Here is a 13,269-nt window from a genome sequence, read left to right on the forward strand (position 1 = left end):
GAAATTATGGTAATTTAGTCGCCACGGGTGGCCGGCAGCGGTTCGTCGATCTCGCTGGCCGGACGTCCGGGCCAGTATTCCAGCGGACGGTTCACACCGGGACCACGCTTGCCTGCTTCCCAGGCGTTGATGCAGTTGTCCTGAGCGTCGCTGGAACAGATCGGCAGTTCGCCGTCCGGCGGACCTGCGTCGGCCGGAGTGGTCTGCACCACTTCGCTACGCACGAACCGCGGGCCAGTGGTGGCCGAGTTCGATGCAGTTCGCGCTGCGGTGGAGGTGGCGCTGGCGTTCTGCATCTGGGCTGCGATTGCGGTCCAGGCCTGAGCGCGCTGTTCGGTGTTCATCTCGTAGAGGCGAACGCGCTGCGTATCGTTCAACACCCACCAACCGGCTTCCTGTTCCGGTTCGAGCGTCCAGTAATACTCCTGCGCGCCTGCAGGCCATGCATCGTAGATGCTGCGGCGATCGTCCGGCCAACCGTCATAGGCCGACTGCTGGTCGGTCGTGAGGACGTAAGTCTTGGTTTCGCCTTCCATGTGATGATCGGCCATGGCAGGTGCGGCAGTGAAAGCGAGCGCTGCGGCGCTGGCAAAAATGAACCTTTTCAAGGGACTTCTCCTTTTGTCTTCATTGCCGACACTACGCAAAGCCAGTGTGCAAGGTTCCGAAACAGTCATCAGGCCCCTTGTGTTGACGCTTGGCGTTCCCTAGCTGTTCTAGGCAGATGACCACTCCCCCTTCCCCGCACGACACCACGGAAAACGGCGATATTCCGGCCTATGCCGCGATGTTGAACGAACCCCAACGCCAGGCCGTCCTGACGACGGAAGGGCCGGTTCTCATGCTGGCGGGAGCGGGAACGGGAAAGACTGCCGCCCTCACTGCCAGGCTGGCCCATCTGATCGCCACACGCAGGGCTTGGCCCTCGGAAATCCTCTGCGTCACTTTCACGAACAAGGCCGCGCGTGAAATGCGCCAACGGGTCGGAAGGCATATAGGGGATGCAGTCGAAGGGATGCCATGGCTTGGCACATTCCACTCGATCGGCGCGAAGATGCTTCGCCGCCATGCCGAACTGGTCGGCCTGAAGTCCAATTACACCATTCTCGATACCGACGACCAGCTGCGCTTGCTCAAGCAGCTCATCCGTGACCAGGAGCTGGATGAAAAGCGATGGCCGGCGCGCCAGCTTGCCGCGCTGATCGACCGCTGGAAGAACCGCGGCCTCAATCCCGGCGATCTGGATGCGGTAGAGAACGAGGCTTATGCCAACGGACGAGGAACGCAGTTTTATAAATTGTACCAGGATCGCTTGAAGGCGCTCAACGCGTGCGATTTCGGCGATCTTCTACTGCATATGCTGAACATATTCCGCCAGCACCACGATGTGCTCGCGCAGTATCAGAAGCGCTTCAAATATATCCTCGTGGACGAATACCAGGACACCAACCAGGTCCAGTACCTCTGGCTGCGCCTGCTCGCACAAGAGCGCAAGAACATCTGCGTCGTCGGCGATGACGACCAGTCGATCTATTCCTGGCGCGGGGCAGAGGTCGCCAACATCCTGAAATTCGAAAAGGATTTCCCAGGTGCCGCGGTCGTCAAGCTGGAACAGAACTATCGTTCCACCCCCCAAATCCTTGCTGCGGCATCGGGTCTCATCAACGCCAATAGCGAACGGCTCGGCAAGACCCTCTGGACCGAATTGCCTGCCGGGGAGAAGGTCCACGTGGTCGGCGTGTGGGATGGTCCGGAAGAAGCGCGCCGCGTCGGTGAAGCGATCGAAAGACTCGAATCCGAAGGCGCCCCGCTCGATGAAATAGCCATCCTCGTGCGAGCCCAGTACCAGACGCGCGAGTTCGAAGACCGCTTCATCCAGATCGGCCTGAACTACCGGATCGTCGGCGGCTTCAGGTTTTACGAGCGCGCGGAGATTCGCGACCTGCTCGCCTATCTCAGGGTCATTTCCCAGCCAGCAGACGATCTCGCATTCGAGCGCATCTACAATCAGCCCAAGCGCGGCCTCGGCGCGAAAACGCTAGAGGTGATGCAGCGCCACGCCCGCCGTACACAGGCTCCGCTCGCTGCTGCATCGTTGGAGCTGGCAGACACCGACGAACTCCCGGCTCGTGCCCGCAACACCTTGGTCGCGCTGCTTTCGCAGTTCGTTCACTGGCGCGAACAGTCGGAAAGAGTCACTCCGTCCGAGCTACTGCGCATGGTCGTATCGGAAAGCGGCTACGAGGAAATGCTGCAGAAAGACCGCAGCGCCGAGAGCGCAGGACGGTTGGAAAACCTGACCGAACTTGCACGCGCCATGGAAGATTACGAGACACTCGGCGACTTCCTGGAACACGTCGGGCTCGTGATGGACAACGACCGTGCCAATGACGGCGAAAAGGTCACCATCATGACGATGCACGCTGCCAAGGGTCTCGAATTCGACCATGTCTTCCTGCCCGGTTGGGAAGAAGGCGTCTTTCCCAGCCAGCGGGCAATCGATGAAGGCGGCCTAGCCAGTCTCGAAGAGGAACGCCGCCTCGCCTATGTGGCGATCACCCGCGCGAAGCGGCGCTGCACCATCTATCACGCGGCCAACCGGCGGATTTACGGGCAATGGACCAGTTCCATACCTAGCCGCTTCATCGAGGAATTGCCCGACGACTTCGTCGAGAGCGAAACGACGATGAGCGGCGGCGCCTCCCTGTGGCGCGCAAACTGGACCGAAAACGAAGATCCCTTCGCCCATGTTTCCAGCAATCGTCCAGGACGCTCGTCCGCGCGCGGTCCCGGATGGCAGCGCGCTCTTGCGTCCGGCTACGACAGCACACCGAAACGGCTTGCCGAACCGGGCAGGAGCGCGGCGAGCTTTGCCGCCAAGCCTCGCACAGACGTCGCTGTTGGTGCGCGGGTGTTCCACGACAAGTTCGGTTACGGCTATGTTATGGATCAGGAAGGCAACAAGCTGACGATCGAATTCGAAACGTCCGGTGAGAAACGGGTGCTCGACAGCTTCGTCAAGCCGGTTTCCGACTAGGCAACCACTTCACTTTCGTCATCCAACGCCGCGGGTTTGCGGCGCCAATATCGTTTCTCGAACGGGCGGGCGAGTTCACCTGCGATGCCGCGCGTGCCCTCCTCGATACCTGTTTCACACCCGACATAGGGAGTCGGATCGCAAAACGTGCCGAACATGCGATCCCAGATGGTCAGCGTATTGCCGAAATTGGTGCCCATCAGCTGTTCGTCACGGATATGATGCAGCCGGTGCGCAGCCGGCGAGATGAGCCAGTTGCGCAGCGGACCGAACGTCCAGTTCAGGTCGCAGTGAACCAGGAAACCCCAGAAGGTGATCCCAAGGCCAGCCGTGCCGATGGCCCATTCAGGGATACCCATAAGCAGCAACAGGCTGAGATCGACGCACACGCTGAGCAGTTTGCTGAAAGGGTGTTTCCTTTGCACCGAAAGCCACGACAGGGCGGTATCGGCATGGTGGGTGGCATGGATCCGCCACAGCATGGGCGAATGCTCGAGCCGGTGACGCCAGTAGATCACAAAGTCGAACGCCAAGAAGGCGATGACTACAGTCAGCCAGCCGGGTACGCTGTCCCAGAAGCCAGCGAAGTTTTCCGACATGCCAATGAAATCGCGCACCGCGCCGCTGGGAAAGGCCAGAAAGGGCGCGAGGATGACCAGGTTGATGAAGGTCAACGCGAGGTTGGTGGTGAATTCCTTGCGCCCGCGATTCATAGCATCGACGATAGCGCCGCGCTTCATGATCAACGCGAGCGATCCAAAGAACAGACCCGCTAAAAACAGCAGGCTGACCGTATACCAGAAATGTTCTGCGAAGATTTCCATCACGTCCTCATCACTACAAGATTGTAGTTAGAGAGACGTTAAGTCAACAAGCCGAGACGTCGAGGAAACCCGGGACCGGACCATTCCATCCGCCGGCATCCTCGGGCGCGTTGTCCGCCTTCGGCGTGGGCGCCCTGGATTTCACCGGCTTATCAGACACATCGGGCTTCTTTGCCCGCTTCTCTGGCTTCGCCTTGGGCTTTTCAGCGCGCTTCTTGGGTTCCGGTTTGGGTTCGGAAACTTCGCGCTCAGTCTTCGTCTCTGACTTCGCCGCGGTTTTCGCGCCCGGATCGACCAGTTCGACGCGGACATCCTTCTTGCCGAACACGGGGATCTTGGACTTGGTCAGCTTTTCGACATTGGCAATCGCTTCTGCATCATCGTCCGCGACAAGAGTGAAAGCGCGCCCTTTCGCCCCCGCGCGGCCGGTGCGGCCGATACGGTGCACGTAATCATCGGGATGCCATGGCGTATCGAAATTGAAGACGTGACTGACACCTTTCACGTCGAGCCCGCGTGCTGCGACGTCGCTCGCCACAAGAATGTTGATGTCGCCGGACTTGAAGCGGTCCAGCTCCTTGATCCGGCTGGACTGGTCCATGTCGCCGTGAATCTCACCGCTGGAGAAACCATGGCTCTGCAGGCTCTTGTTGAGCTCGCGAACGGTGGTCTTGCGGTTGGCAAAGATGATCGCGGTTTCTACCTGGTCGTGACGGAGCAACCAGCGCAACGTTTCACGCTTCTGGCGTGCCTGCACGGGGATCTTGAAAGCGGTGATATCCTTGTTCGTCGTCGCCGCGCGGCTCACTTCGATGCGCTTGGGGTTCTTGAGGAACTTCTTGGCCAGCTTCTCGATCGGCGGAGGCATGGTTGCCGAGAACAGCATCGTCTGCCGGCTTTCGGGCAGCTTGTCGCAGATGAACTCGATATCGGGAATGAAACCCATGTCGAGCATCCGGTCCGCTTCATCGATGACGAGCAGCTCGCACCCGTTGAGCAGGATCTTCCCACGCTCGAACAGGTCCATGAGGCGTCCCGGCGTCGCGATCAGCACGTCGACGCCTTCGTTCAGCGCCTTCACCTGGTCGCCCATCTGAACGCCGCCGATAAGCAGGGCGAGCCTCAGATCGTGGTTCTTGCCGTACTTTTCGAAGTTTTCCGCAACCTGTGCAGCCAGCTCGCGGGTCGGTGCCAGGATCAGCGAACGCGGCATGAGCGCCCGGCGGCGACCGCTGGCCATGACGTCGATCATGGGCAAGACGAAGCTTGCCGTCTTGCCTGTTCCAGTCTGCGCAATCCCGATGATGTCTTTCATCATCAGGACGGGAGGAATGGCCTGGGCCTGGATCGGTGTCGGCTCTGTATAGCCGGCATCGGAGACGGCTTTGAGCAAGTCAGGTGAAAGGCCGAGATCGGCGAAATTCATGCGAGTTTCGGATGCCCCAAAAATTAGGAAAAAGGAAAGCGCCGCAACATGCAGCTTCTTCCGGTTGCGCCCTTTGACGTTTTACCCCGAACAGTCAAGGAAAAGCGCGGTTATTCGACTGTTTCAAGCACCATCTGATGCAAGCGTGCAACCTTGCACTTGGCCCCCGACCGACTCATCAGCCGGTCGCGGTTGACACAGAGCAGCCCGTCCTCGGATGGCTCCATGTAGAAACCCTGGTAAAATTCGCGCGGGCTGCACCCTTTTTCGAGCTGCGCGGAGAGCATCCGCCGGTCGCGAAGGAACAGCATCAGCCTGCTGCCCTGATCGGCCACGCCGCCAATCCGCTTGGCATCGATACATTTACCGAACGGTCGTTCGACGAGTTGCCTGCTCTGCGGCTCGACTGTTTCAGCCATCAGGCTTTGCCGAGCCGGTCCGCGAGCAGGGGAAACACGCAGGATGACCCTGCTCTCGATCCTGACCTGGTTCGCCGGCGGGGGTCTCGGGGCGTCGAAAATCGAATTCCAAGCATCGCCGCTGGCGGAAAGCGGCAGGGCGGAAGACGAAGCCCTGCTCGTGCGTGACTGTTGCCAGGTCGGAGCCTCACACGTCGCACGCTCGGCCGTTTCCTCCTGCGCCGGAGTGGGCGCAAGCAACAGCGCCAGAGGCGCGGTCAGGGAAAACAAGCTGGGCATCGGGGCGATAGGTTTCCTCGTGTCCACGCCGAAAGAGCAGCGACGTGTGAGCAACGCCTTGCCTCCCGACAATTGAATACCGGCTTAATTGGATGGAGCGCGAAGGCAATAGCTGGTGACTTACCTATCCAGTGTGGCATGAGTGCATCAATGAATACGACGACACGATCCTTTATCACCGAGGCATCGGCCATCCTCGGTTCGCGCGGATTCACGCAGGATCTCGACTTGATCGAACCGTGGCTCACGGATTGGCGCGGCCGGTATACGGGGACAGCACTCGGCCTGGCATCGCCTGCTTCGACTCAGGAGGTATCCCGCCTAATGACCCTGTGTGCGCAGCACGGCGTTCCGATCGTCCCGCAGGGCGGGAACAGCGGGATGTCGGGCGGCGCCACTCCGGACGATACAGGTCGGGCCATCATCCTTTCGCTCCGACGGATGAATGCGATCAGGAACTTCGACGAACAGGCGCGGCAAATTACTTGCGAAGCTGGCGTCGTCCTCCAGACACTCCATGACGAAGCGGCCAAGCATCGGCTTCGGTTTCCCTTGACGCTAGGCGGCAAAGGGTCGGCGACCATTGGCGGGCTGATTTCCACCAATGCGGGCGGCACACAAGTTTTGCGGCACGGCACAATGCGCGCTCAGGTTCTCGGACTCGAAGCGGTCATGGCTGACGGCAGCATCATGGACACGCTTACGCCGCTCAAGAAGGACAACCGGGGCTTCGACCTGAAGCAATTGCTGATCGGATCGGAGGGGACGCTCGGGATCGTGACGGCCGCCACCCTCCGTCTGCTGCCCGAAATTGGCGGTCGATGCGTCATCTGGGCAGGGTTGAGTTCGCTCGCGCAGGCGCGCCAGTTGCTATTGCATTGCGAGGGTGCGGCTGCGGAGGAGATGGAGGGGTTCGAGGTCATTCCCTCGCATTGCCTCGACGCGGTGCTCAAGCACCTGCCCGATACGCGAAATCCACTGTCTGCCCATCATCACTGGCACGCCTTGATCGAACTCGTCGCCGAGCCGGAGAAAGTAGACGCCCTCCAGCCGCTTGCAGAGACGATGCTGGCCACTGCCATGGAGCAGGATTTGCTGGAAGACGCGGTGATTGCGGCGAACGAAACGCAGGCAGAAGCATTCTGGCTAATCCGCGATTCGATCTCGCCAGCCGAGCGCGCGATCGGGCCGGCGATGCAGCATGACATTTCCGTCCCCGTCGCAACGATGGCGCAATTCGTGGAACACGCCACTCCCTTGATCGAAGAACGTTTCCCCGGAACGTGTGCTGTCGCCTTCGGTCATCTTGGTGATGGGAACGTCCATTTCCATGTCCTCGCCCCGCCGGATGCGGTCCCGGGCGAGTGGGAGTTGGGACAGGGCAAAGAAATAAGTGCCTATGTCCATGATCTCGTGACGCAGTGGCATGGCTCGATCAGCGCAGAACACGGGATCGGGCAGATGAAGCGCGACGAACTTGGCCGGCTAGGGGATCCTGTTTCGCTCTCGCTGATGCGCGCGATAAAGGACGCGTTAGACCCCCGGGGATTGCTCAATCCCGGCAAGCTGCTCCCGCTTGCGAAAGGCGGTTTGAACGCCTAAAGCCCCACTCGAGGGCGCATGTGGGTCCACCACGGAACCGCATCTTATCCCACGCATATCAAAACGACTTCGGAGAAATTTCATGGCGAGCGCGCCGCAGCAGCCTCAACTGCCCCTTTTCTTTAACGATCTCATGCCGCTGAACAGCAAGGATCATGCGAACTACAAGTCGCGTTCCCTGGATTCGGCACCTTGGCTGTCGAAGGCCCACGCTATTCCGCTGACCGTGGAAGAGTTTGTGCAGGCCCAGCGTAATTTCCCGATCGTTTTCTCGACCGGCGACGCTCCCCTTCCCTTGGCCCTGATGGGTCTGAACGAAGGCGTTAACACCTTTGTCGACGATAAGGGCAAGGTCACCGATCCCGTCTACATTCCGGCATACATCCGCCGTTATCCCTTCATGCTCGCACGGCTCCAGAGGGACAGCGACCAGCTCTCGCTTTGTTTCGACCCGACCAGCGATGCCGTGGGTGAATTCGATGAAGGCCGCCCGCTGTTCGAAAACGGCGAAGCTGCCGAAGCGACCCAGCAGATTCTCGACTTCTGCCAGAACTTCGAAAGCGCAGCCCAGCGCACTCAGTCGTTCATTACGCAGCTGATCGAAAACGAGCTTCTCATGGACGGCGAAGTGTCGATCCAGACCGACGGCTCCGACAAGCCGTTCCTCTACCGCGGCTTCAAGATGGTCGATCAGGATAAGGTTCGTGAACTTCCTGCGGCGAAGGTCGAAGAGTTCAACAAGAACGGCCTGATGATGCTCATTCACGCCCACCTGTTCTCGCTCGACAACATGCGTACGATCTTCTCGCGCCAGGTCCAGCAGGGCTGGAAGCCCGAGGCAATCGCAGAAAACGGTGCCGCAAACGTCTAAGAAACTGGTAGCGTGGCCGGGTCGCTTTCCCGCGCTCGGCCACGCCATCATTTTCGCCTGTCTGGCGAACATTTCCGTCTCTGCCAGCGCAGAGGCGAAAGCTCCCCCTTCCCTTTCCCCGCTCGACGTCTTCCAGCAACAGGAAGACCGTCTATTCCAGACAGGCTTCCGCCTGGCCCGGGAAAACGCGCCGTTTTGCCTCCGCCAAACACAAAGTGTCGGATTGCTGGTTCACGACGCGGCATCCTACAAACGTCCTGATCAAGTCCGCGCCCATTTCGATCTTCGCGGAGATGTAGCTGTCCAATCGGTAGCCGCAGGTTCGCCCGCCCACGAGGCAGGAATCCGCCAGAACGATACACTGGTTTCCATTTCCGGTACCAGTGTCGAAACGCTCGCCGACGCCGCCGGCGAGACTTGGGAACGTGCCGCCAGAGTTAACAGGATGCTGGCGGAAACAGCCTCCGATGGCCGGTTGCATATTGAACTTGCCGAGGATGGGCACCGCGCCACATCGTTTGTACTCGAACCTGTAAAACTGTGCGCCTCGCGTTTCGAATTGCAAAGCGGAAACAGCAAGGCTGCCGCAGACGGCGAACGCGTGCTGGTCGGCAATTCGTTCCCCGGCTTCGGGTACTCGGATCCAAAATTCGCCGCTGCCCTCGCCCACGAAATGGCGCATAATCTCCTCGGCCATCTCGATCACTTCGAGAAGTATGGAAGGCGTGGCGGCCGCGTTCGCAATAGCGAGCGCGATGCCGACCGGTTAATGCCGTGGCTGCTTTATAACGCGGGATACGATCCGCAGGCGGCCGTAGACTTCATGCGGGATTGGGGCCCGAGGCACGGAGGCGGTATCCTTCGAAAGCGCACTCATGACGGGTGGGATGAAAGGGTGGAATTTATCCAGGCCGAGTTACCCCGGATCGAAGCTGTCTCGATCAACGGCAAGGCCGATTGGCGAACCAAATTCGTCCCGTTCCTCAAAGAGGATGATTGACGAAAACTCGGGGTTACAGAGTAGCGGCTTACTCTGCGGCCTCTGCAAACTGGCTGCCGGATCTCAAATTGGCGACCTCGCTTCCCAGGACTTTTACTAGCCCGGCGAGCAGCCGTGCAACTCCCCCCAACCGCGCGCTTGGCTGGTCGAGACGGGCATCCAGGTAGAGTGATCGGCACACCTCGATCTGCAGAGCATGCAAACCGCGTTTCGGCATTCCATGCCTGTCGAGCACGTACCCGCCCGAGTAAGGGCGATTGTGCGTTGCAAGGCGACCATTCCGAGAGAGATACCCGAGCGTTTCGGCCGAAATGGTCCCGCTGCAGCTTGTGCCGAACCTGTCACCGATCACGAATTCGGGCCTCGCTCCTCCGTACGCCCGATCGCTTAGAGGTGGCATCGAATGCAGGTCCACCAGCAATGCCGCTCCCCAGCGGTCCCGCAGCGTTTCCAGCGCCTTGCCGAGCGCGCTATGATAGGGGCGATGGATCGTCTCGATGCGGCGATCGAGTTCGGTCCTTTCGATAGGATCCCGCCAAATCTCGCCGACACCCGACAGTCGCCGAGGGATCAAGCCAAGGCCGCTACGCGCACGGCGGTTTGCGATTGAGTGAGACAGCGTCCGCTTGCCGCTCCCTGAAATCATGCCCCAGTCCACATCGTCGGGTGCGCGATTGAGGTCGATCTCGGCTCGCGGAGCCTTTGCAACCAGAAGTGCTGCGCCGCTGGCTTCCGCAACGGCTTCTGCCAGACGGTCGACATACCGGTCCTCCAGCCGCAATTTGCATGACGGATCGCGAAAAGACTGCTCGACCCTCTCGGTATAGCGCCTTCCCCCGTGAGGTGCGGCAATGAGGACCGGTATCGGCGATCGTTCCCCAAGCTTCAGCTCGAAAGGAGCGCAATCGGCAGGATCCGTATCACCGTCGGTGTTTTGGCGCGAAGTCATGGCGTCAGGGATGGCGGACTGTGTTAGGCAAGTCAAAATCGATTGCGCCAAACAGGGACACGGACCAAATCCTATCAAGATTTGTTAAGCGGTTTCGGTTAGGAAGATTCCCATGAGTGAGCCGAACCACCAGCGAATCCTGCTTGCAGAAGACGACGACGCAATGCGCACCTATCTGGAGCGCGCCCTCGACAACGCAGGATACGTCGTCGACTCGGTTGACCGCGGCACGGCTGCGGTACCGCTGCTGGAACGCAACGAATACGACCTGCTCCTGTCCGACATCGTCATGCCGGAAATGGACGGGATCGAGCTGGCTCAGAAATGCAACGAGATCAGCCCTGGCACGAAGGTCATGTTCATCACGGGCTTTGCAGCCGTGACGCTCAAAGCAAGTGCTGAGCAACCGAATGCCAAGGTGCTCTCCAAGCCTTTCCACCTGCGCGATCTCGTTCTCGAAGTGGAACGCGTGCTGGGCAGCCAGGTCAGCGCACAACTTTTGTAAAGCAGTACCGTTTTGCCCCTTGCGCGGCCGGTGAGGCCCCGCTAATGGGCGCGCCTGTCGATTACTTCGGCACGTTCGATAGCGTGGGCGTATAGCTCAGTGGTAGAGCACTATGTTGACATCGTAGGGGTCCCAAGTTCGAACCTTGGTACGCCCACCATCGAACCCCGATAACCGCAAGATCCAGGAATTCCGGCTCCCAACCCGGCCAGCGGTTTCGGTTACCTCAAAAAATCTGCTAAAAACTTCTGGAAATCCGCTGCGCTTGCGACGGCGGAGGTTGCCTTCGAGGCAATTGGTTTCCATGGCTGGAGTGTACCGATAAATCGGACACATCCATGCGGCGTCGCAAGCCAAAGGTATTGAGTTTTGACCAAACGGGCTCTGATAACCGGCATCACCGGTCAAGACGGCGCCTATTTAGCACGCCTTCTGCTCTCCAAGGGGTACGAAGTGCACGGGGTCAAGCGGCGATCCTCCTCATTCAATACCGCACGTATCGAGGACATCTACGAAGATCCGCACGCGCCTGATCCAAGTCTCTTCCTCCACTACGGTGACATGACGGATGCAAGCAACCTCATCAGGTTGATGCAGGAAATACAGCCGGACGAAATCTATAACCTCGCTGCGCAGAGCCACGTTCGCGTCAGTTTCGAAACCCCCGAATACACCGCAAATGCGGATGCGACGGGTACCCTGCGACTGCTCGAGGCAATCCGGATCCTCGGGCTCGAGCGGAAAAGCCGTTTCTTCCAGGCGTCTACCAGTGAAATGTACGGGGACGCAGCTCATTGCCCCCAAAATGAAGAGACCCCGTTTCGCCCGCGAAGCCCATACGCAGTAGCCAAGCTTTATGCCTACTGGATCACGGTCAATTATCGAGAGGCCTACGGAATTCACGCATCGAACGCGATCGCGTTCAACCACGAAAGCCCCTTGCGCGGCGAAACATTCGTGACCCGCAAGATTACGCGCGCCGCGGCTGCCATTGCCCACGGCAAGCAGGAGAAGCTCTTTCTCGGCAACCTCAACGCACGCCGGGATTGGGGCCACGCCCGTGAATTCGTCGAAGCTATATGGCTCATGCTGCAGCAGGACGAACCAGACGACTACGTCCTGGCGACCGGCAAGACGACCGAGGTCCGCGAGTTCGTACGTTGGGCATTCGATGATGCCGGTATCCCCGTCGAATTTGTCGGAGAAGGTCTGGAGGAGAAGGCGATCGCCAAATCGGATGGCCGTGTCCTGGTCGAGATCGACGAGCGCTATTTCCGACCAACCGAAGTCAAAGCCCTGCAAGGCGACGCCAGCAAGGCCGAGCGCATTTTGGGCTGGAAGGCTCAGACCAGTGCCCGCGAGCTCGCCCGTGAGATGGTCGAGGCGGACAGGACCGCGCTTCAGGCCGCACTCACGAATGAATAGCCTGCCCTATTCACTGGACCGTAAGCGGGTCTACATCTCCGGCCATCTCGGGATGGTGGGTTCTGCCATTGTCAGGCGGCTTGAAAGCGAAGACTGCATAGTCCTTTTCGCTGACCGTTCCATCGATTTACGCGAACAGGCGCAGGTGCGTAATTTCTTTCGTGATACGCGACCGGAGGTCGTGATCGTCGCTGCCGGCAAGGTCGGGGGAATCCTGGCGAACTCCGCATATCCCGCCCAGTTTCTCTACGACAACCTCATGATCGCAGCCAACACGATCCACGCTGCGCGCGAGGTTGCAGCTGAAAAGCTGCTCTATCTCGGCTCGTCATGCATCTACCCGAGGGAGGCGGAGCAGCCGATTTCGGAAGAGAGTTTGCTTTCAGGGCCACTCGAACCGACCAATGAATGGTATGCACTGGCAAAGATCGCAGGGGTAAAATTGTGCCAATCCTATCGCCGCGAATACGACTGCGATTTCATCAGTGCGATGCCCACCAACCTTTACGGTCCCGGCGACAATTACGATCCGCAAACGAGCCATGTTCTGCCCGCTCTGATCAAGAAGGCGCACGAAGCTAAGGCTTCGGAATCACATTTCCTCGAGGTTCTGGGGTCAGGCAAACCGAAACGCGAATTCCTGCACGTTGACGATTTAGCCGATGCCTGCATCTACCTGCTCAGTCACTATTCCGGGGCTGAGCCGATCAATGTCGGGTCGGGACACGAGCTTTCGATTGCCGAATTGGCAAATCTCGTCTGCAGCATCGTGGGCTTCTACGGGCAATTGCGCTTCGATCCGACCATGCCGGATGGCACGCCTCGCAAGCGGCTCGACACGTCAAGGCTGGACGAACTCGGATGGATGCCGTCCATCCCTCTCGGGCGCGGAATTGCCGACACTTACGCCAGCGTAAAAAGCGAACTGTGAA

The 13,269-nt window shown here is 59.5% G+C and carries 13 protein-coding genes, 1 tRNA gene and 1 pseudogene; 10 read left to right on the forward strand and 5 right to left on the reverse strand.

The features are described from left to right. Positions 1-14: 14 nt before the first annotated feature. On the reverse strand, positions 15-608 hold the full coding sequence (locus CVE41_RS00590; RefSeq protein ID WP_100258934.1) for a hypothetical protein: 594 nt from the start codon (positions 606-608) through the stop codon (positions 15-17). A gap of 179 nt (positions 609-787) precedes the next feature. Here CVE41_RS00590 and CVE41_RS00595 point away from each other — a divergent pair, with 179 nt between their 5' ends. Beyond that, complete coding sequence (locus tag CVE41_RS00595; RefSeq protein WP_232725868.1) at positions 788-3,037, forward strand: ATP-dependent helicase; 2,250 nt, start codon at positions 788-790, stop codon at positions 3,035-3,037. Here CVE41_RS00595 and CVE41_RS00600 read toward each other — a convergent pair. The 3 genes from CVE41_RS00600 to CVE41_RS00610 form a co-directional block, all read right to left on the reverse strand. Beyond that, complete coding sequence (locus CVE41_RS00600) at positions 3,034-3,861, reverse strand: sterol desaturase family protein (RefSeq protein WP_100258936.1); 828 nt, start codon at positions 3,859-3,861, stop codon at positions 3,034-3,036. The two genes, CVE41_RS00595 and CVE41_RS00600, sit on opposite strands and share 4 nt — an antisense overlap. A 43-nt stretch (positions 3,862-3,904) precedes the next feature. Next, positions 3,905-5,287, reverse strand: a complete 1,383-nt coding sequence (locus CVE41_RS00605; protein ID WP_100258937.1) for a DEAD/DEAH box helicase — start codon at positions 5,285-5,287, stop codon at positions 3,905-3,907. A gap of 110 nt (positions 5,288-5,397) precedes the next feature. Beyond that, a complete protein-coding gene (locus tag CVE41_RS00610; RefSeq protein WP_100258938.1) occupies positions 5,398-5,706 on the reverse strand; it encodes a hypothetical protein in 309 nt (102 codons plus the stop codon). Between the two features lie 43 nt (positions 5,707-5,749). On the opposite strand from CVE41_RS00610, the gene CVE41_RS00615 reads away from it, so the two are divergent. The 5 genes and pseudogenes from CVE41_RS00615 to CVE41_RS14815 all read left to right on the forward strand — a co-directional run bounded on the left by CVE41_RS00615 (position 5,750) and on the right by CVE41_RS14815 (position 9,458). Then, entirely contained in the window at positions 5,750-6,061 is a 312-nt protein-coding gene (locus CVE41_RS00615; RefSeq protein ID WP_100258939.1) for a hypothetical protein, read from the forward strand. Positions 6,062-6,135: 74 nt separating this feature from the next. Next, a complete protein-coding gene (locus CVE41_RS00620; protein WP_198507681.1) occupies positions 6,136-7,587 on the forward strand; it encodes an FAD-binding oxidoreductase in 1,452 nt (483 codons plus the stop codon). An 82-nt stretch (positions 7,588-7,669) separates the two neighbouring features. Next, the gene (locus CVE41_RS00625) at positions 7,670-8,458 is read left to right on the forward strand and encodes a SapC family protein (protein WP_100258941.1); all 789 of its coding nucleotides are present in this window, start codon (positions 7,670-7,672) and stop codon (positions 8,456-8,458) included. Beyond that, positions 8,442-8,819 (forward strand): annotated as a pseudogene (locus CVE41_RS14990) (hypothetical protein); the annotation flags it as partial. The gene CVE41_RS00625 and the pseudogene CVE41_RS14990, both read left to right, overlap by 17 nt. Positions 8,820-9,131: 312 nt before the next feature. Continuing rightward, positions 9,132-9,458, forward strand: coding sequence for a M48 family metalloprotease (locus CVE41_RS14815; protein ID WP_232725730.1), 327 nt, complete (start codon positions 9,132-9,134; stop codon positions 9,456-9,458). 28 nt (positions 9,459-9,486) lie between these two features. On the opposite strand, the gene CVE41_RS00635 is transcribed toward CVE41_RS14815, so the two are convergent. Continuing rightward, the gene (locus CVE41_RS00635; RefSeq protein ID WP_100258943.1) at positions 9,487-10,407 is read right to left on the reverse strand and encodes an N-formylglutamate amidohydrolase; all 921 of its coding nucleotides are present in this window, start codon (positions 10,405-10,407) and stop codon (positions 9,487-9,489) included. Positions 10,408-10,519: 112 nt separating this feature from the next. Between CVE41_RS00635 and cpdR the strand changes: the two genes are divergently transcribed. From cpdR to CVE41_RS00655, 4 genes are all read left to right on the forward strand, one after another. Then, positions 10,520-10,912, forward strand: coding sequence for a cell cycle two-component system response regulator CpdR (gene cpdR / locus CVE41_RS00640; RefSeq protein ID WP_100258944.1), 393 nt, complete (start codon positions 10,520-10,522; stop codon positions 10,910-10,912). A gap of 85 nt (positions 10,913-10,997) precedes the next feature. After that, positions 10,998-11,072: transfer RNA gene (locus CVE41_RS00645), tRNA-Val, on the forward strand. A 209-nt stretch (positions 11,073-11,281) separates the two neighbouring features. Beyond that, positions 11,282-12,337: a GDP-mannose 4,6-dehydratase gene (gmd, locus tag CVE41_RS00650; protein ID WP_100258945.1), complete on the forward strand. Its 1,056-nt coding sequence runs from the start codon at positions 11,282-11,284 to the stop codon at positions 12,335-12,337. Further along, positions 12,330-13,268, forward strand: a complete 939-nt coding sequence (locus CVE41_RS00655; RefSeq protein WP_100258946.1) for a GDP-L-fucose synthase family protein — start codon at positions 12,330-12,332, stop codon at positions 13,266-13,268. Before gmd ends, CVE41_RS00655 begins: the two co-directional genes overlap by 8 nt. The last annotated feature ends 1 nt before the right edge of the window (position 13,269 follow it).

It is taken from the genome of Qipengyuania seohaensis, from assembly GCF_002795865.1.
Lineage (GTDB): Bacteria > Pseudomonadota > Alphaproteobacteria > Sphingomonadales > Sphingomonadaceae > Qipengyuania > Qipengyuania seohaensis.